The organism is Pseudomonas sp. c313 (genome assembly GCF_055407145.1).
Map to the genome: position 1 here is coordinate 142,996 of NZ_JBUZRD010000002.1, position 23,107 is coordinate 166,102.

16 protein-coding genes and 1 pseudogene are annotated in these 23,107 nt (G+C 60.5%); 15 read left to right on the plus strand and 2 right to left on the minus strand.

All coding sequences use genetic code 11. From position 1 onward, the window contains the following. Positions 1-81: 81 nt before the first annotated feature. A complete protein-coding gene (locus ACZRKZ_RS05525; protein WP_463980960.1) occupies positions 82-777 on the minus strand; it encodes a pirin family protein in 696 nt (231 codons plus the stop codon). A gap of 230 nt (positions 778-1,007) precedes the next feature. Here ACZRKZ_RS05525 and ACZRKZ_RS05530 point away from each other — a divergent pair, with 230 nt between their 5' ends. Next, a complete protein-coding gene (locus ACZRKZ_RS05530) occupies positions 1,008-3,476 on the plus strand; it encodes a UvrD-helicase domain-containing protein (protein WP_463980961.1) in 2,469 nt (822 codons plus the stop codon). Positions 3,477-3,512: 36 nt separating this feature from the next. Here the strand turns inward: ACZRKZ_RS05530 and ACZRKZ_RS05535 are convergent, their stop codons facing one another. Next, positions 3,513-3,785 carry a DUF1652 domain-containing protein gene (locus ACZRKZ_RS05535; RefSeq protein ID WP_463970026.1) on the minus strand — a complete coding sequence of 91 codons (273 nt, stop codon included), beginning with the start codon at positions 3,783-3,785 and terminating at the stop codon, positions 3,513-3,515. Between the two features lie 256 nt (positions 3,786-4,041). Here ACZRKZ_RS05535 and ACZRKZ_RS05540 point away from each other — a divergent pair, with 256 nt between their 5' ends. The 14 genes and pseudogenes from ACZRKZ_RS05540 (at position 4,042) to ACZRKZ_RS05605 (ending at position 23,032) form a co-directional block, all read left to right on the plus strand. After that, on the plus strand, positions 4,042-4,866 hold the full coding sequence (locus ACZRKZ_RS05540; protein ID WP_463980962.1) for a helix-turn-helix domain-containing protein: 825 nt from the start codon (positions 4,042-4,044) through the stop codon (positions 4,864-4,866). 48 nt (positions 4,867-4,914) lie between these two features. Continuing rightward, positions 4,915-6,321, plus strand: coding sequence for an NAD(P)/FAD-dependent oxidoreductase (locus tag ACZRKZ_RS05545; protein ID WP_463980963.1), 1,407 nt, complete (start codon positions 4,915-4,917; stop codon positions 6,319-6,321). Between the two features lie 27 nt (positions 6,322-6,348). Then, the gene (locus ACZRKZ_RS05550; protein ID WP_463980964.1) at positions 6,349-6,690 is read left to right on the plus strand and encodes a cupin domain-containing protein; all 342 of its coding nucleotides are present in this window, start codon (positions 6,349-6,351) and stop codon (positions 6,688-6,690) included. Between the two features lie 60 nt (positions 6,691-6,750). Continuing rightward, complete coding sequence (locus ACZRKZ_RS05555) at positions 6,751-7,830, plus strand: polyamine ABC transporter substrate-binding protein (RefSeq protein ID WP_463980965.1); 1,080 nt, start codon at positions 6,751-6,753, stop codon at positions 7,828-7,830. Positions 7,831-7,920: 90 nt separating this feature from the next. Then, on the plus strand, positions 7,921-8,379 hold the full coding sequence (locus tag ACZRKZ_RS05560; RefSeq protein WP_463980966.1) for an REP-associated tyrosine transposase: 459 nt from the start codon (positions 7,921-7,923) through the stop codon (positions 8,377-8,379). A gap of 162 nt (positions 8,380-8,541) precedes the next feature. Beyond that, positions 8,542-8,736 (plus strand): annotated as a pseudogene (locus ACZRKZ_RS05565) (APC family permease); the annotation flags it as partial. A 9-nt stretch (positions 8,737-8,745) separates the two neighbouring features. Further along, complete coding sequence (locus ACZRKZ_RS05570) at positions 8,746-9,846, plus strand: DmpA family aminopeptidase (RefSeq protein ID WP_463980967.1); 1,101 nt, start codon at positions 8,746-8,748, stop codon at positions 9,844-9,846. Positions 9,847-10,269: 423 nt separating this feature from the next. Then, positions 10,270-11,703, plus strand: a complete 1,434-nt coding sequence (locus tag ACZRKZ_RS05575; RefSeq protein ID WP_463980968.1) for a serralysin family metalloprotease — start codon at positions 10,270-10,272, stop codon at positions 11,701-11,703. Between the two features lie 86 nt (positions 11,704-11,789). Then, positions 11,790-12,158: an AprI/Inh family metalloprotease inhibitor gene (locus ACZRKZ_RS05580; RefSeq protein WP_178114523.1), complete on the plus strand. Its 369-nt coding sequence runs from the start codon at positions 11,790-11,792 to the stop codon at positions 12,156-12,158. Positions 12,159-12,353: 195 nt separating this feature from the next. After that, positions 12,354-14,090 (plus strand): type I secretion system permease/ATPase, encoded by a 1,737-nt coding sequence (locus ACZRKZ_RS05585; protein ID WP_463980969.1) that lies wholly within the window; start codon positions 12,354-12,356, stop codon positions 14,088-14,090. Between the two features lie 114 nt (positions 14,091-14,204). Further along, positions 14,205-15,539 (plus strand): HlyD family type I secretion periplasmic adaptor subunit, encoded by a 1,335-nt coding sequence (locus tag ACZRKZ_RS05590; protein ID WP_463980970.1) that lies wholly within the window; start codon positions 14,205-14,207, stop codon positions 15,537-15,539. A 2-nt stretch (positions 15,540-15,541) separates the two neighbouring features. Next, on the plus strand, positions 15,542-16,870 hold the full coding sequence (locus ACZRKZ_RS05595; protein WP_463970034.1) for a TolC family outer membrane protein: 1,329 nt from the start codon (positions 15,542-15,544) through the stop codon (positions 16,868-16,870). 40 nt (positions 16,871-16,910) lie between these two features. Beyond that, the gene (eprS, locus tag ACZRKZ_RS05600) at positions 16,911-19,841 is read left to right on the plus strand and encodes an autotransporter serine peptidase EprS (RefSeq protein ID WP_463980971.1); all 2,931 of its coding nucleotides are present in this window, start codon (positions 16,911-16,913) and stop codon (positions 19,839-19,841) included. Positions 19,842-19,987: 146 nt separating this feature from the next. Then, positions 19,988-23,032 (plus strand): autotransporter domain-containing protein, encoded by a 3,045-nt coding sequence (locus ACZRKZ_RS05605; RefSeq protein WP_463981453.1) that lies wholly within the window; start codon positions 19,988-19,990, stop codon positions 23,030-23,032. The last annotated feature ends 75 nt before the right edge of the window (positions 23,033-23,107 follow it).

Consider the following 23,107-nt stretch of genomic DNA (forward strand, 5'->3'; position numbering starts at 1 on the left):
GGCGACTGTTCCGGGCTTACCCGTGATATGCATGGGTATTTACACCGCTCTTAAGGTTGCTGATAGCGTTCTAGGGGGCTATCAGGCCAGATCCACCAACACAATCTCGCTGTCCTCCACCGCCGTCACCCGCAGCACCTGCTCGTCCTCAACCGCGATACCGTCCCGAGCGTGTGCACGCAAGCCATTGACTTCAATTACCCCGCTAGCCGGCACCAAATACGCCCGGCGCCCGCTGTCCAGCCGGTACTCGGCACTTTCCCCGGCTTTCAGGTTGGCCGCCACCAGGCGAGCGTCGGCACGAATACGCAGGCTTTCATTGTCGCCGGCCTTGCCGCTGGCCAAGGTCACAAATCCTTCGCGATTTCCCTTTGGAAACGGCTTGGCACCCCAGGACGGCGGGGAGCCAGCCTCATTGGGGATGATCCAGATCTGGAATATTTTGGTGGGCGTGGCTTCCTGGTTGTATTCGCTGTGGGCGATGCCGGTGCCGGCACTCATTACCTGCACGTCGCCGGCTTCGGTGCGGCCGCGGTTACCCAGGTTGTCTTCGTGGCTGATGGCGCCTTCACGCACGTAGGTGATGATTTCCATGTCCCGGTGCGGGTGTTTTGGGAAGCCGGTGCCAGGGGCAATGATGTCGTCGTTCCACACCCGCAGGTTGCCCCAGTGCATACGCTCGGGGTCATGGTACTCGGCGAACGAAAAGTGGTGATGGGCATCGAGCCAACCGTGGTTGGCGCCGCCCAGGGAGCTGAAAGGTCGAAGTTCAAGCATGATCGTCTCCTGTTGATACCGGCAATCATCCACCTACTCGCAATCGATAAAAAGCGTAAAAAATGCCTGAATTCGATCGGTTATTTCGATGTTTGTACCGGGTGATGACTTATGGCTGAAGCTTCACTTCATCGCCTAACTGCATGAGCACAAAGCAATTGACTAGAACTGATAGCGGATTCCGGCGACCATAGGCTTCCCGTCCGTATCAAGCCGTCGCAGGAGTCCGCGTGCCGCAACACCCCCCCGATCTTCCTCCCGAACTGCGGCCCCTGGCCGAAATGCCCCTGTTGAAACGCCTTGCCGCCCGCTTGTTCGGTCACGGCCTGACGCGCCTGCGCGCCCAGCACCGCTTCTCCTGGTTGCATGGTCAGGCAGATGGCTTTCGCAGCGGTCATACGGCGGGCGTGGAGTACGGCTATCAGGAAGGTAAGCTTGACGGCATCGAGGAAGGCCGGCAGGTCTTGCTGATCCGTGACTTTCGGCCCGACGAGCATCGTGCTCCAGGCGTCGACGACAGCCTGTTCGACGATTGGCGGCTGCCTCTGACGGCGGAACTGAAAAAACGCATCAAGGCTGACGTTGCACGATTGCTGCCAGCTCACGCCCAGCCGAGCCTCGCCCAGTGGAAGATGATTTTCAGCGATACGCCGTCCACGTCGGTGATTGCCGGAGCTGGCGCGGGTAAATCGACCTCGCTGGTGTTGCGTATCTTGCTGTTGACCCATTACCTGGGCTTTGAGCTCAGTTCAATGACGGTGGTGACCTTCACCCGCGAGTCACGCAAGGACTTCATCAGCAAACTCATGGAAGTTCTCAACCTTTGGGGCCAAACCATTGGAATCAAAGAGGCCCAAGCGGTGGTGCGTACCTTTCACTCGCGCATCCTGCCGATGGTTCGCAGTCTGCCGGGCTTTGAGCGACTGCAAGCGTTTGAAAATCTCAATGCGCGCATAGAGGCGGGTTTTGATGAGGTTGACAGCAACCCCTTTGAACTGCGCATCAACGACACCCAGCGTCAACAGCTGAACGCCTGCTACCACGGGCTTTATGGGCGACACGAGCGCTTTCGCGAGCTGATTGCACCACTGGCTCGCCATGCCCTGCAACTCAAGGAACTGGAGCGAGACCACCCCGACGTGCAAAAGCGCGTGGCGGTGACGGAACTGGCGGCCAAGCGCGACGAAGAGCTGTGCGATGTGATTGAAGACCTGTGGTTCAGGGCCGGCGCCTGGCCGATCACGGGTATTGAGCCGAATCGCCAAGTGGTTGAAATCAACGGCGCGCGGTTCCATTGCCATGGCTACGTTGCCGAGTTGGACGCCTGGGTGGTGCTGGGCTTCGATCCTCGGGAGAATGCCCAGATCAGCCGTCCAGGCGCCAAGTTGTCGGTGCGAGCGGAGTGGGCGGTAAAACGCACCCTGTTTCAAGCTTTCTGTCGTAAACCATTGATATGGCTTGAAAGCTATGAGTCTTCAAAGCGTCTTTTAAGCAGCCTTGCTGGGGATGCTACTGCCGGGCCGGGCTTCGATTACAAGGTCAAGGGCGAACTGGCATCGGCGCCGCTGCTGGACAGCTTTGTCACCGCCGCCGGGTTTATCGAGAACCTGGGCCTGGATGTGCCCACCGCCGTAGGCCAGATGAGCTTTGCCAAGGACGACCCGGATCGCTTCTTCTTCGAAGCCCTGAGTGTTTTCTGGAAAGCCCTGGAAGACCACCTGCTGGACCAGTCGCCGCCGGTCATGACCTATAACCGGATGTTCTCGCTGTTTGGCGAAAACACCCCGGAAAACCTCAAGTTGCTCAGCGACGGGCTGCTGCGGCCGATGTCGCACCTGATGATCGACGAGTTCCAGGACGTCTCGCCGCAGATCGTCTCGTGGGTCCGTGCCAGCCTGCGAGAAATTCGCAGTCGCGGCCCGGCGATGCACGTCGGCCGTGGTGCCCAGCACTCCTCGTTGTTGTGTGTGGGGGACGACTGGCAGTCGATCTATGGCTGGCGCGGTAGTTCGCCCAAGTATTTCATGGAGTTCAGCAAGGAATTCCCGTCGCCCAGTACGACGCGGGTGATGCTGGGGGAAAACTACCGCAGCCATCAGTACATCATCGATGCCGCCGAGCACATCGTTAAAGCTGCGCCAGCCATTAGCGGCAAGAAGGCCAAGGCCAGCGGCGCGCCCAAGCCACTGGTGCCGGTAACGGTGCGTGAGCGGGATGATGCCAGCCTGGCAAGGCAGCTATCGGCGCACTATCAGAAGGGCGATTCTGTATTAATGTTGTATCGAAAAAGAAGCGATAAACTGTTGATTCAAGAGAATATTCAGTCTGTAGTTAATCTTGATTCTAGCTTGCCGCCAGCGGCGCGGCGGCTTAAGCAACTGACCTATCACAGCGCCAAGGGATTGCAGGCAGATGCGGTTTTCCTGTTGGGGGATTGCCAGCATTTGACCCGTTCACCTTACAAGAACCAGGTCTATCGCATGGCTGGTTTGGGCAAGGATGGTGATATGGAGGCCTATGACTCCGCGCAAAAGGATGAGGTGCTGCGCCTTGCCTATGTCGGGATTACCCGGGCGGTGAGCCATTGCTATTGGTACATCGAGGGGCAGGACGGCCAAGGGGCGAATGTGCCTAAGGCATCGGATCGGGTTGCTGGAGACAAGCCGTTTTTTGATGATCAGCGCGGATCAAAAGCATAGGAGCGAGCCTGCTCGCTCCTGAAATATCGGTGGAGTTCAGGCCCGCAGAGACGCCGGCGGCACAAACGACTCCAACTCGTCCTCGATCGCTTCGATGATGCGCTCGACATCCGCCGCATTCATTACCGTGGCGCAGGGCAGGCCGGCGATGGCAATCAGGGTTTCGCCGCTTTCCCGGTTGAACAGGCGGGCGATCATGCTTGCCTGGGCGTCCATGCTCCCTTCAAAGCCCAGTGGGTGAAAATGCCAACGCATCAGTTGGCAGGCGTTGGGGAACGTCACTTTATTCATGTTGCCCACCTTGTTCATTGAGCGCTTCCTTTAGCTCGCGACAGGGGCGCCAGGTCCTTCTATGGTCCTGGCCATTAAGGGTTAAAAATAGCACTCACTCGCAACACCGAGGCAGTTTTTTGTGCCCGTTCGGCAGTTGTTTTCCATTATTTTGACGTAGGTCATGTTCCACAAAAAATTAGGCAAAAGGCCATTAGTCGGAACCGCCTGTTTGCCATTGAAGGCGCCTGTAAAGTTGGGCAAGCTCCAGGCTTTACCTGCATTAGAGCGTTGTATGCCCGACACCGTCCCGGACGATACCCACCAACAGACGCAAGCCACCGGCGAGATCGTCCTGCGTCATCACCTGTGCTGGAAGCGGCGAGACCTGGATGGCGTGATGGCGCACTATCACCCGGATATCCAATACAACGACTTCTTCCAGAACCACGTAGTTGGGTTCGCTGAGCTGCGCGAGTACTTGCACGCGAGCATGCCCCGCGACCCGGACGAAGCCATTGAGCACAGTGACCGCATCCGCGTGGACGGCGACACAGCGTTTATTCAGTACCGCGTGACCTTGCGTGGCGGCCAGGGCCTGGTGTCATTTCGCACCAGTGAAGCGATCACTGTGCGCGATGGTTTGATCTGGCGGGTCAATGAATATGCATCACTGGTGCATGAGCAGCCCACCAGTCGTTCCCGCGACCAGGCCATGCGCCCGACAGTCAGCCGCCTGGGTTTATCGCCCCAACAGTTGAGCTACCTGGCCAACGATTTGCAGCAGTACTTCCAGCACCAGCAACCTTATCTCGACCCCGAGCTGGACCTGCAGCGGGTGGCCAAGGAGTGCGGCTACAGCCGCAACCAGATTTCCTATCTGTTGAACCAGGTGCTGGGCCAGAGCTTTTACCGCTACGTCAACCAGGCGCGTTTGCAGCATTTGCTGGCAGCCCTGGATAAAGCCACACCGCCGATTCGTATCGACGAGTTGGCCTTTGCCGCCGGCTTCAATTCCCTGTCGGCTTTCTACAGCTGTTTCCGCCAACACACCGGCTTGTCACCCAAGGCCTACGTCAAGCAAATTTCTTTGCGTGCACGCGCGCAAGACGCTCCCTGATATCAGGCACTAGGATCACGCCATCGACGTTTGGTGGTGGAGTTCGGCATGCCGGCATGGCGCAATATCAGTTTATGGATGGACCAGTTGGCAGAACCGCTGGTGGCACGCCCGTCCCTGGAGCAGGATCTGGACGTCGACGTGGCCATCATCGGCGCTGGTTATACCGGACTGTGGACCGCCTATTACCTCAAGTGCCAGGCGCCGCAGCTGAAAATCGCCATCATCGAGGCGCAAACCGCCGGTTTCGGTGCATCAGGCCGCAATGGCGGCTGGCTGATGGGCAATCTGCTGGGGGAAGACCGCTTGCTCGCAGGCCTGAGCGCCGAGCAGCGTCGCGCTTCTTTCGACCTGCTGCATGGCATCCCCGACGAAGTGGCGCGGGTGATCGAACGTGAAGGCATCGACTGCGACTACCGCAAGGGCGGGGCGCTGTACTGCGCAGCGCGCTATCCCGAGCAGGAAACCAGCTTGCGCCAGTATCTGGGCAAGCTCCATGCGCAAGGCCTCACCGACGACGACTATCGCTGGCTGAGCCCTGAGCAACTGGCCGAGCAGATTCGCATCGCCAAGCCCTACGGCGGCATCTATGCGCCCCATGTCGCGACCATTCAACCGGCCAAACTGGTGCGGGGGTTGGCGCGGGTCGTCGAGCACATGGGAGTCCAGATCTACGAAAACAGCCCGGTGACCCATTGGCAGTCCGGTAGCCTGCGTACCGACAAGGCTCAGGTTCGCGGCTCCTGGATAGTGCCGGCGGTTGAGGGTTATGCCACCACGCTGGCGCCATTGGGGCGCTATCAACTGCCCGTGCAAAGCCTGATTGTCGCGACCGAACCGCTACCGGTCAGCACCTGGGATGAAATTGGCCTGAACCGTGGCCAGGCCTTTGGCGAAAGCAGCCGCCAGGTGACCTACGGCCAGCGCACGGCCGACAACCGCCTGGTATTCGGCGCCCGCGGCGGTTATCAGTTTGCCGGCAAGTTGCGGCACAACTTCGACCTTACCGACAGTGAAGTGGAGCTGCGCCGCTACTTGTTCGGCGAACTCTTTCCCCAGCTCAAGAAGGTGCACATCAGCCACGCCTGGGGTGGCAACCTGGGCATGTCGCGGCGTTTCAAGCCGCACATGCTCTGCGATCAGCAGACCGGCATCGCCTTGTCCGGCGGTTACGGCGGCGAAGGGGTAGGGGCCAGCAACCTCGGCGGCCGCACCCTAGCGGACCTGATCCTGGGCCACGACACGCCGCTGGTCAATCAGCCCTGGGTCCTCAAACAAGGCGGCCTCAATGCCCTCAAGGCCTGGGAGCCCGAACCCTGCCGCTGGCTGGGCTATAACGCGATCATTCGCAGCTTTGTCCACGAAGACCAGACCTTGGCCAACCCCAATACCGCGCCCTGGCGGCGCAAGCTGGCCAGCAGCGTCGCCGGGTTCATGGAAGGGTTCATGCACTAAGCCGTTTTAATCACCACAGGTATGACCATGAGCATCACCCAATTCAAAGACACCTTGAGTACCCACTTGCCGGACTCCGCCCCTGTCGCCGTGCCCCTGGGCACCCCGGTGGCGGTGGCTTCCAGCCTGAGTATGGAGCGCAGTGACGGCGTCGAAACCGGTATCTGGGAATGCACCCCCGGACGCTGGCGTCGGCAGATTGTTTCCCAGGAGTTTTGCCATTTTATCCAGGGGTGCTGCACCTTTACCCCGGACAACGGAGAAACCCTGCACATACAAGCCGGCGATGCGCTGATGTTGCCGGCCAACAGCACCGGTATCTGGGACATCTTTGAGACCGTGCGCAAAACCTACGTGCTGATTCTGTAACCCTTTGATCTTTGATCGCCTGCCATAAAAACAGCCCTATAACCGCCAGGAAATCGAACCATGAGACCCATTGCCCTGTTGCCCTTGTTGTTGGTGGCCTCCCTCAGTCACGCCGCCGAGACGGTAAAGATCTACAACTGGTCCAGCTATATCGCGCCGGACACCACCAAGAACTTCCAGAAAGAAACCGGGATCGGCTTCAGCTACGACGTGTATGACAGCAACGAGACCCTCGATGGCAAGTTAATGACCGGTAACTCCGGCTACGACGTGGTGTTCCCGTCCAACCACTTCATGGCCCGTCAGATTCAGGGCAAGGCGTTGAAGAAGCTCGACAAGAGCCAATTGCCCAACTGGAAGAACCTCAATCCGGTGCTGCTCAAGGCCCTGGAAACCAACGATCCGGGCAACGAGTATGGCTTCCCGTACCTGTGGGGCAGCACCGGTATTGGCTACAACATCGACAAGGTCAAGGCGATCTTGGGGGACGACGCGCCAGTGAATTCCTGGGATCTGATTTTCAAGCCTGAGTACATGGAAAAACTCAGCAAGTGCGGGGTGGCGATCCTGGACAACGGCCCGGAACTGCTGCCCATTGCCCTCAACTACCTGGGCTTGCCCCATCACAGCAAGAACCCCGAGGACTACAAGAAAGCCGAAGCGCTGCTGATGAAAGTGCGGCCCTACATCGCCTACTTCCACTCCTCGAAATACACCGGCGACCTGGCCAACGGTGACATCTGCGTGGTGGTTGGTTTCTCCGGAGACGTCCTGCAGGCCGAAAGCCGCGCCAAGGAAGCCAAGAACGGCGTGAACATCGGCTACAACATTCCCAAGGAAGGCGCCGCCATCTGGTTCGACATGGTCGCCATGCCTGCCGACGCCCCGGACGAGAAGGCCGGATACGCCTTCATGAACTACCTGCTGCGCCCGCAAGTGATGGCCGATATCACCAACTTCGTGCATTACGCTAACGGCAACGCGGCGTCCGACAGCCTGGTGGACCCGGCGATCAAGAGTGACACCAAGGTGTATCCGAGCGAGGAGATGATGGGCAAATTGTTTGCCCTGGAAGCGATGCCGCTGAACATCGACCGGATACGCACGCGCACCTGGAACAAGATTCGTACCGGGAGTTGATTGGCAATATTTCGTAGTTCATCGGTGCCTCTGTTTAAGCGTCGAAACCTGTAGCTTCCTTGCCTCCCCGATTTGAACAGGAGGCAGGGAATGCCCGTATTGAACAAGGCTGGGCGATTGCGTACAGGAAGGGCGTCAGAGGTGGGTGGCGTGTATCTGTTGACCGTCGTGGTACATCGACGGGAGCCGATTTTCAGCGATTGGCAATTGGGGCGGCTGGTTGTCAGGCAAATCCGCCTGGCGCACGAAGATGGCTGGGCAAACTCATTGGCCTATGTGGTCATGCCTGATCATCTTCACTGGCTGGTCCAGCTTCACGACCGGACATTGACTGAACTGATGTGCCGAATAAAATCGCGCAGCAGTTTGACGGTCAATCGTGCTCTGGGCCGCAAAGGCGCGCTTTGGCAGAAGGGGTATCACGACCGCGGTATGCGTAGGGAGGAAGATCTAAAGGACTTTGCTCGCTACGTTGTTTGCAATCCGGTTCGGGCGAGGTTGGTGAGCCGTGTTCACGATTATCCGCTTTGGGATGTGCGGTGGCTTTGAGACTTTACGACCGCTGCGCGGCCGGACGTAGCCTCGCTTAAACTCGACAACTGCTACGAGCGCGCAGGTCCGTCTACCGTAGCAGTTGTCGAGCTTAAGCGAGGCTACGTTTGGGACAACACGGTCATCGCAGTAACCCCGGCCAGTTCGGTGTTCGTCATCCGTGAGCATCCTTATCGCATGCCGCTGTGGCCGGTGCCGGCGATCCTGGCGCTATTGGGTGCCGGTTATCTATTGTTCAACCTGATCCTTGAGGCATCGACTCGGGACATCATGGTCATCATCGGCCTGCTGGCGGTGTCGGTGATTTTGTATTGTGTCAGTGGCCGGTCGAGTCCGGCTTTTCAGAAACTGTAAGGAGTGGTTATGCGCGCACGTCAATTGGGTATCAAGCTGGGGTTGGGCACGCCCGGTGAGTTGAATGCCATTACCGACGTTCCCGGTGTCCGGGTCGGCCACAGCACAGTCAAGACCCAGGTCAATGGCAAACAGGTCCGTACTGGCGTCACGGTGATCCAGCCCAGAGCCGGTGCGGCCCGGCAACAGCCATGCTTTGCCGGCTACCACGTGCTCAACGGCAATGGCGACGCCACCGGGCTGGAGTGGATTGGCGAGTCGGGATTGCTGACCACGCCGTTGGCGATCACCAATACCCATAGCATCGGCATTGTGCGGGACACGCTGATTGCCCTGGAGCGAGAGACACTTGCCGACCCTGCGGTGTACTGGTGCATGCCGGTGGTGATGGAAACCTACGACGGCCTGCTCAACGATATCTGGGGCCAGCACATCGGCCCGCAGCACGTGCGCGAAGCCTTGGCCAACGCCGAGCCAGGCCCGGTGCAGGAGGGCGCGGTAGGTGGCGGCACCGGGATGATTTGTCATGAGTTCAAGGGCGGGATCGGCACGGCATCGCGCAAGTTGTCGACGGAGCAGGGCGGCTGGACTGTCGGCGCGCTGGTGCAGGCCAACCATGGCAAACGCCAGGAATTACGCGTCGACGGCTACCCGGTGGGCCGGTATTTGCTGGAGATCCCGTCGCCGTTTGCCGACTGTGGAACACCGGGAATGGGGTCGATCGTGGTCATCCTGGCCACCGATGCGCCGTTGCTGCCGCACCAGTGCCAGCGCCTGGCACAGCGAGCGTCTATCGGCATCGCCCGTACCGGGGGCGGCACCGAGGATTCCAGTGGCGATCTGTTCCTGGCCTTTGCTACCGGCAACCAGGATTTACCGCCGGCGGATTATGGGCGCAAGGATTTGCCGTTGAGTACGCCGTTGGCCATGGTCAATAACGATCACATTTCGCCCTTGTTCAGCGCGGCGGCAGAGGCGGTAGAAGAGGCGATCATCAATGCGATGCTGGCCGGGGAAGACATGACCACCGAGGATGGTGTGCGGGTGCCGGGGCTGGATGCGCAAACGCTGCTTGAGGCGTTGCGCACTACCGGCTGGCATGCTCGGTAAAAAGGGTTTTGTGCTGTCCCTGTAATTGGGGACGCACTGTCAATTTTGTTAAAGGTAGTGGCTCTTTAATGTTGCCAATGACACGGTGACACTTTTCTAGTGCACCCCAGGCAATATACTTGATCCATTAAAAATAGTCAGAAGTGTGAGCTACTCAACAAATAACGCTTTAGTAGTATTTAATATTTAAATATCGGGCTTGACCTCTCACGGCCAATCAAAATAAATATTAAGACACCTTGGCCATTGTTTGCAGGAGTTATTCGCCAATTGCACTTTTGTCACAAAAAAAGTGCTGGACGACCGATTTCCAATTGTGTCAGTTTTCTTTCGCCTTCATAAGAGGCGAGTGATAGGACAATCTCGCCAGAGAGGGTCCTGTCGGACAAAAACTGTTCCAGTTGCAAACAAGGAAGTACGTTTATGTCGAAAGTTAAAGACAAGGCTATTGTATCGGCGGCCCAAGCAAGTACTGCTTATACGCAAATCGATAGCTTCAGCCATTTGTATGACCGCGGCGGCAATCTCACGGTCAATGGCAAACCTTCCTACACCGTCGACCAGGCAGCCACCCAGCTGCTTCGAGATGGCGCTGCGTACCGGGATTTTGACGGTAACAGCAAGATTGACCTGACCTACACCTTCCTCACCTCGGCCTCTTCGAGCACCATGAACAAGCATGGTATCTCCGGGTTCAGCCAGTTCAGCACCCTGCAAAAAGGCCAGGCAGTATTGGCCATGCAGTCCTGGGCGGACGTGGCCAACGTCAACTTCACCGAGAAGGCCAGCGGCGGCGACGGGCATATGACCTTCGGCAATTACAGCGGCGGCCAGGACGGTGCGGCAGCCTTTGCCTATCTGCCAGGTACCGGCACCGGTTATGACGGTACCTCGTGGTACCTGATCAACAACAGCTACACGCCGAACAAGACCCCAGGCCTGAACAACTATGGCCGCCAGACGCTGACCCACGAGATCGGCCACACCCTGGGTCTGGCCCACCCTGGTGACTACAACGCCGGGAATGGCAACCCAACCTACAACGATGCCACCTACGGCCAGGACACTCGCGGCTACAGCCTCATGAGTTACTGGAGCGAGAGCAACACCAATCAGAACTTCAGCAAAGGCGGTGTGGAAGCCTACGCGTCCGGCCCGCTGATCGACGACATCGCCGCGATCCAGAAGCACTACGGCGCCAACTTCAATACCCGCGCCAGCGACACCACCTACGGCTTCAACTCCAACACTGGGCGTGACTTCCTCAGTGCTTCCTCGAATGCCGACAAGCTGGTGTTCTCGGTGTGGGACGGTGGCGGCAACGACACGCTGGACTTCTCCGGCTTTACCCAGAACCAGAAAATCAACCTCAATGAGACCTCGTTCTCCGACGTTGGCGGCCTGGTGGGTAACGTGTCCATTGCCAAGGGCGTGACCGTGGAAAACGCCCAGGGCGGTTCCGGCAATGACCTGCTGATCGGCAACGCAGCGGCCAACACCCTCAAGGGTGGGGCCGGCAACGACCTGATCTACGGCGGCGCAGGTGCCGACAAGCTGTGGGGCGGCGCAGGTTCGGACACCTTTGTGTTCGGTGCCAGCTCTGATTCCAGGCCGGGCGCAGCCGATCAGATCCTCGACTTCACCTCGGGGTCGGACAAGATCGACTTGACCGGCATCACCAACGGCGCGGGCCTGCACTTTGTTAACGCGTTCACTGGTGCAGCCGGCGACGCGGTGCTCAGCTATACCTCGGGTACCAACCTGGGCACGCTGGCCGTGGACTTTTCCGGGCACGGTGTGGCGGACTTCCTCGTCACCACCGTAGGCCAGGCAGCGTTCAGCGACGTCGTGGCTTGATTCAGGCGTAAGGATACATGTGTAAAGGGGAGCGGCGCTCAGGCGCTGCTCTCTCCTTGCAACAGCCCCGCAAACGGGTAATGGTGATGAACATATATCGCAATGCAGTCGCCTGGTTCATACAGGCAGTGCTCGTGTCGGCAGGAGCCAACGCAATGGCAAGCAGTCTTGTTTTACCCACCACCGCGCAGTTGGCCGGCCACTGGGAGTTACACCAGCAGGAGCAGGTTTGCGCGCTGGACTTGATTGAAAACGCCAGCGCCCTAGGCGGTGACGTAGCCTGCGCCGAACAATGGCTGGGGGATAACCTGCGGAGTTGGTCGCCGACACCCGATGGCATTTGGCTGATGAATGCCGAGGGCACAGGTATTACCCATTTGAATCGCCAGAAAGAGGGCGAATATCAAGGCCGTTCCAAGTCAGGAACCGTACTCGTATTGAAGCGGGCACCTTAATAGCGCAAGTTATCGGTTATATCCTTATAACTATAAGCCCATGGCCTGGGTTGATAAAGCGTTGTGATTTAATGCAAGTGCATTCGCTCGCCTGTCACTTTTAACGATGTTCATGTTTTTGAAATTTTGCCCGTCCGTTAGTTGGGCGCCCGGCAAACTATTGTGCGTATTTCAGCTCAGGGAAGATCAAGCAACATGGCGAAGACCACTCCCGTTGCACCACTGTTCAAAGCGCTTGGCGATTATAAAAGCATCCTGATCAGCGTCGGCTGCTTCACGGCACTGATCAATGTGCTGATGTTGGTGCCGTCCATCTACATGCTGCAAGTCTACGACCGTGTCCTGTCGTCGCAGAACGAAACCACCCTGGTGATGTTGACGCTGATGGTGGTGGGCTTCTTTGCCTTTATCGGCGTGCTGGAAGTGGTGCGCAGCTTTATCGTGATCCGCATCGGCAGCCAGTTGGAACGGCGCTTCAACTTGCAGGTGTACAAGGCCGCCTTCGAGCGCAACCTGCAGCGGGGCGAGGGCCATGCCGGGCAATCCCTGGGGGATTTGACCCACATTCGCCAGTTCATTACGGGGCCGGCGCTGTTCGCCTTTTTTGATGCGCCGTGGTTTCCGATCTACCTGCTGGTGATCTTCCTGTTCAACGTCTGGCTCGGCGTGCTGGCCAGTGCCGGCGCGGTGTTGCTGATCGCCCTGGCGTGCCTTAACGAATACCTGACCAAAAAACCACTGAGTGAGGCCAGCGGCTACTCCCAGCAGTCCACCCAACTGGCCACCAGTCACCTGCACAACGCCGAGACCATCCAGGCCATGGGCATGCTCAGTGCGCTGCGCAAGCGTTGGTTCCAGGTGCATTCGCGGTTTCTTGGCTTGCAGAACAAGGCCAGCGACACCGGTTCGGTGATCAGTTCCCTGAGCAAGTCCTTGCGCCTGTGCCTGCAATCGTTGGTGCTGGGTTTGGGCGCGCTGCTGGTGATCAAGGGCGATATGACGCCAGGGATGATGATTGCCGGCACCATCCTGATGGGCCGGGTGCTGAGCCCCATCGACCAGTTGATTGCGGTGTGGAAGCAGTGGAGCTCGGCCAAGCTGGCCTATCAGCGCCTGGACGGCCTGCTGCGAGAGTTCCCCCCGCACGCCGAACACATGGCGCTGCCGGCGCCCAAGGGCCAGGTGAGCTTCGAACAGGTCAGCGCTGGCCCGCCGGGGCGGCGGGTGGCGACCTTGCAGCAAGTCAACTTCAGCCTGGCGGCTGGCGAAGTGCTGGGTGTGCTGGGCGCCTCCGGCTCCGGCAAATCCACTCTGGCGCGAGTGCTGGTCGGGGTGTGGCCAACCCTGGCCGGTACCGTGCGCCTGGACGGTGCCGATATCCATCGCTGGGACCGCGACGACCTCGGCCCGCACATCGGTTATCTGCCCCAGGACATCGAACTGTTCAGCGGCAGCATCGCCGACAACATCGCGCGCTTTCGTGAAGCCGACCCCGATCTGGTGGTGCGGGCCGCCCAACAAGCCGGCGTACACGAACTGATCCTGCGTTTACCCCAAGGCTACGACACCGTATTGGGCGACGACGGCAGTGGCCTGTCCGGTGGCCAGAAACAACGGGTGGCCTTGGCTCGCGCGCTGTACGGCGGGCCGCGATTGATCGTCCTCGACGAGCCCAATTCCAACCTCGACACCGTCGGTGAAGCGGCGCTGGCCAGCGCCATCATGCAGATGAAAGCCCAGGGCAGCAGCGTGATCCTAGTGACCCATCGCTCCTCGGCCCTGGCCCAGGCCGACAAGCTGCTGGTGCTTAACGAAGGCCGCTTGCAAGCGTTCGGCCCCAGCCAGGAAGTGCTCAGGGCGTTGTCCGGTCAGCCGCCCCGTGAAAAGGCCGAAGTCACCTGTAGGAGCGAGCTTGCTCGCGATAGTCGTTAACGATGACGCGGGGAGTCCGGTTCAACGCGGCGCCCGCAGGTTTTTCGCGAGCAGGGACTAGGCGTCCCCCTCGCTCCGACAGTAGTTTTTTATCAAGCCAGGGATTTCAGGCGCATGAGCATCGATAACAGCACCCAAATCAACCACGACTACGAACAGACCCACCCCGAGCGCGGCGCAGGGTTCTTCTCCCGCCTGGGCTGGCTGTTGACAGTGGTCGGCGCTGGCGGATTTTTTCTCTGGGCCAGCCTAGCGCCCCTGGATCAGGGCATTCCGGTGCAGGGCACGGTGGTGGTCTCGGGTAAACGCAAGGCCGTACAAACCCTCAGCCCCGGTGTGGTCAGCCGGATACTGGTGCGCGAGGGCGAAGTGGTGAAACAAGGCCAACCGCTGTTTCGCCTCGACCAGACGCAAAACCAGGCCGACGTCCATTCCTTGCAAGCCCAGTACCGCATGGCCTGGGCCAGCGTCGCCCGTTGGCAGAGCGAGCGCGACAGCCTGCCTGGCATCACCTTTCCGGCCGAGCTGAGCGCCAGCCCCGATCCGGCCCTGGCCCTGGTGCTTGAAGGCCAGCGCCAACTGTTCAGCAGCCGCCGCGAAGCCTTAGCCCGTGAGCAGGCCGGCATTCGCGCCAACATCGAAGGCGCCACCGCGCAATTGAATGGCATGCGCCGCGCGCGCAGTGACCTGAGCGCCCAGGCGCAATCCCTGCGCGATCAACTGAGCAACCTGCAACCCTTGGCCGACAACGGCTACATCCCGCGCAACCGGCTGATGGAGTACCAGCGCCAACTGTCCCAGGTGCAACAGGACCTGGCGCAGAACACCGGGGAAAGCGGTCGCGTTGAACAAGGCATTCTCGAATCTCGCCTGAAATTGCAGCAGCACAGCGAGGAATACCAAAAGGAAGTCCGCAGCCAACTGGCTGACGCACAGCTGCGCAGCCTGACCCTGGAGCAACAGCTGACCTCCGCCGGTTTCGACTTGCAGCACAGCGAAATCAACGCCCCGGCCGATGGCATCGCGGTCAACCTTGGCGTGCACACTGAAGGCGCGGTGGTGCGCGCCGGTGAAACCCTGTTGGAAATCGTGCCCCAGGGCACGCGTCTGGAAGTGGAGGGGCATCTGCCGGTCAATCTGGTAGACAAGGTCGGCATGCACCTGCCGGTGGACATTCTCTTCACCGCTTTCAACCAGAGTCGCACGCCCCGAGTACCGGGGGAGGTGAGCCTGATTTCCGCCGACCAGATGCTCGATGAAAAAACCGGTGCGCCGTATTACGTACTGCGCACCACGGTCAGCGACGATGCCCTGGAAAAACTCCACGGCCTGGTGATCAAGCCGGGCATGCCGGCCGAGATGTTTGTGCGTACGGGTGAGCGCTCGTTGCTCAACTACCTGTTCAAGCCGCTGCTGGATCGCGCCGGCTCAGCGTTGACCGAGCAATGAGCATGAAACCTGTGTGCCTCGTCCTTTTACTCGCGTGCAGTAGCGCCCAGGCGGCGATGGGGCCGTTTGATGTTTACGAACAGGCGCTGCGCAACGATCCAATATTCCTCGGCGCCCTCAAGGAGCGCGACGCTGGCCTGGAAAACCGCACCATCGGCCGCGCCGGGCTGTTGCCCAAGCTGTCCTACAACTACAACAAGGGCCGCAATAACTCCCAGGCCACCTTGCCCGATGGGCGTGGCGGCAATTATCACGACGACCGCAACTACAACAGCTTCGGCTCCACCTTCACCCTGCAACAACCGTTGTTCGACTACGAAGCCTATGCCAACTACCGCAAGGGCGTGGCTCAGGCGCTGTTTGCCGATGAGAGCTTTCGCGACAAGAGCCAGGCGTTGCTGGTACGGGTGCTCAGTTATTACACCCAGGCACTGTTTGCCCAGGACCAGATCGACATCGCCCGGGCGAAGAAGAAAGCGTTTGAACAACAGTTCCAGCAAAACCAGCACCTGTTCAAGCAGGGCGAGGGCACTCGCACCGACATTCTGGAGGCCGAATCGCGTTACGAGCTGGCCACCGCCGAAGAGATCGAGGCCCTCGATGAGCAAGACGCTTCGCTGCGCGAGCTTGGCGCGCTGATCGGCGTGCAGAGCGTCAACATCACCGACCTTGCACCGCTGAGCGAAGGCTTTGCCGCGTTTACCCTGGCCCCGGCCAATTACGACACCTGGCATGAGCTGGCGATCACCAACAACCCGACCCTGGCCTCCCAGCGCCAATCCCTGGAAGTGGCCCGTTATGAAGTGGAGCGCAACCGCGCCGGGCACTTACCTCGCGTCACCGCCTATGCCAGTTCCCGGCAGCAGGAATCCGACAGCGGCAACACCTACAACCAGCGCTACGACACCAACACCATTGGTGTCGAAATCAGCATGCCGCTGTATGCCGGTGGCGGCGTTTCAGCGTCCACCCGCCAGGCCAGCCGTGCCATGGAGCAGGCCGAGTACGAACTGGAAGGCAAGACCCGGGAAACCCTGATTGAACTGCGCCGCCAGTTCAGCGCCTGCCTGTCGGGGGTGAGCAAGCTGCGCGCCTACCAGAAGGCGCTGGTATCGGCCGAGGCGTTGGTGGTCTCGACCAAGCAAAGCATCCTCGGCGGCGAGCGGGTCAATCTCGATGCCCTTAATGCCGAGCAACAGCTCTACAGCACCCGCCGCGACCTGGCCCAGGCCCGTTACGACTACCTGATGGCCTGGACCAAATTGCATTACTACGCCGGCAACCTGCGCGATACCGACCTGGCCAAGGTGGATGAGGCATTCGGCCGTTAGTTTTTTTGTAGGGGCGAATAACAATAAAAGGAAGTTTTGCATGAGCACTAATCCACGACTCACCACCGGTTCCTTGCTGCTGTTGACCGCGGTACTGCCGGCCACGGCCCACGCGCTGTACAGCGAAACCGGCCAAAGTGGCGACCCCGCCAGCTGGCGCTCTGGCGAATACCAGAGCGACTGGGGCCTGGACCGCATGAAAGCCAATGAGGCCTACGCCGCTGGCATCAGCGGCAGCGGCGTAAAGATCGGCGCGCTGGACTCGGGCTTCGATCCCAACCACCCCGAAGCGTCGAAGGATCGTTTTCACCCGGTCACCGCCAGTGGCGTCACTGGCGCGATTAACCCCAACAACGACTCCCATGGCACCCACGTCACCGGCACCATGGGCGCTGCCCGTGATGGCGTGGGCATGCACGGCGTGGCATACAACGCGCAAATCTACATCGGCAATACCAACGCCAACGACAGTTTCCTGTTTGGCCCGACCCCAGACCCGAAATACTTCAAGGCGGTCTACAGCGCGATGGTGGATGCCGGCGTGCGGGCGATCAACAACAGCTGGGGCAGCCAACCCAAGGACGTCAGTTACAAGACCCTTGGCGACCTGCATGCGGCCTACGCCCAGCACTACAACCAGAACACCTGGCTGGATGCCGCCGCCGATGTGGCCAAGGCTGGAGTGATCAACGTGTTCAGCGCCGGCAACAGCGGCTATGCCAACGCCAGCGTGCGTTCGGCCTTGCCGTACTTTCAGCCTGAACTGGAAGGTCACTGGCTGGCAGTGTCGGGCCTGGACAAGGCCAATAACCAGAAATACAACCAGTGCGGCATCGCCAAATACTGGTGTATTGCCACGCCGGGCGCGCTGATCAACAGCACCATTCCCGACGGCGGCTACGGGGTGAAGTCCGGCACGTCGATGTCGGCGCCTCATGCCACCGGCGCCCTGGCGTTGGTGATGGAGCGTTACCCGTACATGAACAACGAGCAGGCCTTGCAGGTGCTGCTGACCACCGCCACGCAACTGGATGGCTCGATCACCGATGCACCCACCAGCAAGGTTGGCTGGGGCGTGCCGGACCTGGGCAGGGCGATGCATGGGCCGGGGCAATTGCTCGGCCCGATGGACGTGAGCCTGGCCGCCGGGCAGGGCGATGTGTGGAGCAATGCCATCTCCGACAAGGCGCTGATCCAGCGCCAAACCGAAGACAGCGTCGAGCACGCGGCCTGGCAGCAAACCTTGCAGGACAAGGGCTGGGAAAACGGCCTAAGTGCCACGGCCAGCCAGCAGGACCAGACCGACTACGCCGTCGGCACGGCCCGTGATGCTGCGGCGGCCCAGCGCGTGTATGAAGGCAGCCTGATCAAGTCCGGTGCTGGCAGCCTGGTCTTGACGGGGGATAACACCTATCGCGGTGCGACCACCGTCAACGGCGGCTTGCTGGCGGTCAACGGTTCGCTGACGTCCGCCGTCACGGTCAATGACAGCGGTACCCTCGGTGGTTCTGGCCGTATTGCTGCGTTGCTGGTGAAAAACGGCGGCACCGTCGCACCGGGCAATTCGGTGGGCACCTTGCAGGTGGCGGGCGATGTTGTGCTGCAAGCCGGCTCCACCTATGCGGTGGAACTGACACCCAACCACAGTGACCAGATTGTTGCGGGCGGCAAAGCCGTGTTGGGCGGCGGCACCGTCACCCTCGCCCTGGAAAACAGCCCGACACTGCTTAGCCAGAGTGAGGCCCAAAGCCTGATTGGTCGGCAGTACAACATGCTCCAGGCTGCTGGCGGGATTGAGGGGCAGTTCGGGGCGGTCTTGCCCAACTACCTGTTCCTTGGCGGCACCCTCGACTACGCCGCCAATGCCGTGCAACTGGATATCGCCCGCAGCGACGCCAGCTTTGCCAGCGTCGGCGCCACCCGTAACCAGCGCTCTGTCGCGGCCGCTGCCGAACAACTGGGTGCGGGTAATCCCGTGTATGAAAGCGTACTGCGTTCGGACTCCCTGGCCTCGGCGCAACAGGCGTTCCAGCAGTTGTCCGGGGAAATCTACCCGGCGATTGGCGCGACGCTGATCAATGACAGCCGTCACCTGCGCGATGCTGTCGGCGAGCGCCTGCGCCATACCCCGGTCGCCGGCGAAAGCAACGTCTGGGTCAAGGCCCTTGGCGCGTGGGGCAAGGCTGACAGCCGCCGCGAAACCGCCGGCTACACCCGTTCCATCGGCGGGATGTTGGCGGGTGTGGACGGTGCGCTGGATGAGGAAACCCGCCTGGGGCTGGTGGCCGGCTACAGCGACAGCTCGCTGAGCATGGGCAGCGGCACTCACTCTTCGGCATCCATCGACAGTTACCACTTTGGTGCCTATGCCGGGCATGAACTGGGTGACTGGCGCCTGAGTGCCGGCGCGGCCTACAGCTGGCATCGCGGCGACGTCAAGCGTGACTTGCAATACGGCGAAGTCAGCGCCAAGCAAAAAGCCAAGGTCGATGCCCGTAGCGTTCAGGTCTTCACTGAGGCCGCGTACCGCTTGAACCTGCAAGCCCTGGCCCTGGAGCCTTTTGCCAATCTGGCCTATGTGCATCTGGACAGTGATCGCCTCCACGAAAAAGGCGATGCCGCGGCGCTGGAGCGTGGCAGTGATCGTCGTGATGCAGTGCTGAGCACCTTGGGTCTGCGTGCCTTGAAAACCATCAACCTTAATGACCAGCAGCAACTGGACCTTTCCGGCTCGTTGGGCTGGCAGCACAGCCTGAGCGCCATTGAATCCGAAGAGCATCTGGCGTTTGTCGCCGGTGGACCGTCGTTTGCGGTGCAGAGTTCGCCGCTGCTGCGCGATGCCGCACTGGTGGGCGTACAGGCCAGCCTGGCGTTGAGCAAAACCACGCGGGTCAACCTGGACTACAACGGCCAATTGGGTGGCCGGGATAAAATTCAGGGCGTTGGTTTAAGCCTGAACTGGCAGTTCTGAACTTGAGTGCGCAGCCTCGCAACGGGGGACTCGAAACAGAAGTGATTCAACACGTGCAATAAAAACTAAGGAAGGTCACCGTGAAACTAAAAAACCGTGGGTTACACACCGCCATCCCAACAGGCCCGGGCTATCCGCCCAAGGCCCTGAGCTGCGTGCCATACGGCGCGCTGCTGTGTTGCCTGGCCAGCCTGGGTACCGCCCAGGCCGCACCCTACGTGGAAACCGGCAAGTTGGGGGATGCTGCCAGTTGGCGCAGCAATGAGTTCAAGGCCGACTGGGGCCTGGGCGCCGTGCATGCCGATGCGGCCTACGCCGCTGGTTACACCGGCAAGGGCGTGAAGCTGGGGATCTTTGATCAGCCGGTCTACGCCCTGCATCCGGAGTTCGCCAGCCCCGGCAAGGTGGTGACGATTGTCACCGAGGGTATTCGCCAATACACCGACCCGTATATTCCGGTGAAGGCCGGCGATGCCTTTCGCTATGACGGCACGCCGTCCCTGGGCTCCAACGGCAAGCTGGGCAATCACGGCACCCACGTCGGCGGCATTGCAGCAGGTAACCGTGATGGCGGGCCAATGCACGGCGTGGCGTTTGACGCGCAAATCATTACCGCCGAAAACGGCGACCCCGGCCCCGAAGACGGCATTATCCTCGGCAACGACGGCGCGGTGTACAAGGCCGGCTGGGACGCCCTGGTGGCCAGTGGCGCACGGATTATCAATAACAGCTGGGGCATCGGTATCGGTGATCAGTATGCCAAGGGCGGTCGCGATCCAGGGTTCCCCAATTTCACCGTCAACGAAGCCCAGGCGCAGTTCGATAACATCCGGCCGATCCTCGGAACTGTCGCTGGCGGCGCCTATCAAGGCGCCATCGACGCTGCCCGCAGCGGCGTGCTGACCATCTTCGCCGCCGGCAACGACTACAACCGCAACAACCCGGATGCCATCTCGGGCCTGGCGTACTTCGTGCCAGAGATCGCCCCCAATTGGCTGTCGGTGGCGGCCTTGCAGCAGAACCCCAACACTGCCAGCCCTGATCCGTACGTGATCAGTACCTTTTCCTCACGGTGCGGTTACGCCGCCAGCTTCTGTGTCTCGGCGCCCGGCACCAAGATCTACAGCTCGGTGATCAACGGCACCACCCTGGAAAACCTGACCACCGACTACGCCAACTTCAACGGCACGTCCATGGCCGCGCCCCATGTGGCGGGCAGTGCGGCGGTGTTGATGGAGCGTTTCCCGTACATGAGCGGCGATCAGATCTCCACGCTGCTGAAAACCACCGCCACCGACCTTGGCGCCCCCGGCATCGACTCGCTGTACGGCTGGGGCATGATCAACCTGGGCAAGGCGGTGAACGGGCCAGGGATGTTTATCACCGCCGAGGATATCCCGGCTGAATTTCGTATCGATGGCGCTTATGGCAGCGGCCAGTTTGTCGCGGACTTGCCAGGGATTGGCGCCGTGGTGGACGCCGGCAAGCCGACCCAACGGCTGTGCACGGATGTGCATTGCGGGCTGGATGTCTGGAGCAACAACATCTCGGGTCACGGCGGCTTGACCAAACAAGGCATCGGCGCGCTGGTGCTCACCGGCAGCAACACCTACAGCGGCCCGACCCTGGTCAATCAAGGCCTGCTGGCGATCAATGGCTCGGTCACCTCCGATGTCACCGTCAGCAACAGCGGCGTGTTGGGTGGTTCCGGGCGCGTCGGCTCACTGACGGCGAAAAGCGGCGGCACCGTGGCACCGGGCAACTCCATCGGCACTTTAAACGTGGCGGGTGATGTCAGCTTCGACGCCGGTTCCACCTACGCGGTAGAACTGTCGAACACTAGCAGCGACCAGATCGTGGCAGGCGGCAAGGCCACCCTCAACGGCGGCACGGTGACCCTGGCTCTGGAAAACAGCCCGACCTTGCTCAGCCAGACCGAGGCCCAAAGCCTGATCGGTCGCCAGTACAACATCCTCCAGGCAGCGGGTGGCATCACCGGCAGCTTCGGTGCCGTGTTGCCGAACTACCTGTTTGTCGGCGGCAACTTGAACTACGCCGCCAATGGCGTGCAACTGGATGTCGCGCGCAACGCCAACAGCTTTGCCAGTGTTGCCGCCACCGACAACCAGCGCTCAGTGGCCGCTGCCGCCGAGCAATTGGGCGCCGGTAATGGTGTCTATGAAAGCCTGCTGTTGACGCCCAATGCCGCGTCGGCCCAAGGGGCGTTCCAGCAGTTGTCCGGGGAAATCTACCCGGCGCTGCAAACCGCGCTGATCAATGACAGCCGCTACCTGCGCGAAGCGGTTGGCGAGCGTTTGCAGCAAGGGGAAATGGGCGCTGCCAGCCAGACCGTCGACAGCCGTGGCAACGTCTGGGTCAAGGCCCTCGGCGCCTGGGGCAAGACCGATAGCCGCAGCGACACGGCGGGCTACACCACCTCCATCGGCGGCATGCTCGCGGGTGTCGACGGTGCGCTGGATGAGGACACACGCCTGGGCCTGGTAGCCGGTTACAGCGACACGTCGCTGAACATGGGCAGCGACACCCACTCCCGGGCGTCGGTGGACAGCTACCACCTCGGTGCCTATGCCGGTAAGGAAATCGGCGCCTGGCGCCTGAGTGGCGGGGCGACCTACAGCTGGCATCGCGCCGATGTGAAACGTGAGCTGCAATACGGCGAAGTGGCTGGCAAACAGAAAGCCAAGGTTGATGCCCGCAGCACCCAGCTGTTTACCGAAGCGGCCTATCGCTTGAACCTGCAACCACTGGCTCTGGAGCCGTTCGCCAACCTGGCTTACGTGCACCTGGATACCGACGGTTTTACCGAGAAGGGTGACGCTGCGGCGCTGAAAAGTGGTGATGACAATCGCGACCTGGTGCTGAGCACCCTGGGTGTGCGGGCGTTGAAGACATTCAACGTGACCGATCACCAGCAACTGGACGTGTCCGGCACCTTGGGCTGGCAGCACAACCTCAGCGGCACCGAGTCCGAGCAACACCTGGCGTTTGCTTCAGGCAGCACGCCGTTCTCGGTGGAGAGTTCTCCGATGGTGCGGGATGCGGCGCTGGTGGGCGCGCGGGTCAGCCTGGCGCTGAGCAAGGATGCGCGGGTCAATCTTGACTACAACGGCCTGCTGGCCAGCAAGGAGAAAGTCCACGGGGTGGGGTTGAGCCTGGATTGGGCGTTCTGAATGGTTGACCGATCGTTCTCACGCCCTGCGTGGGAACGATCATCTGCGTGTGTTTCAGCTTTCTCGACAATTCCA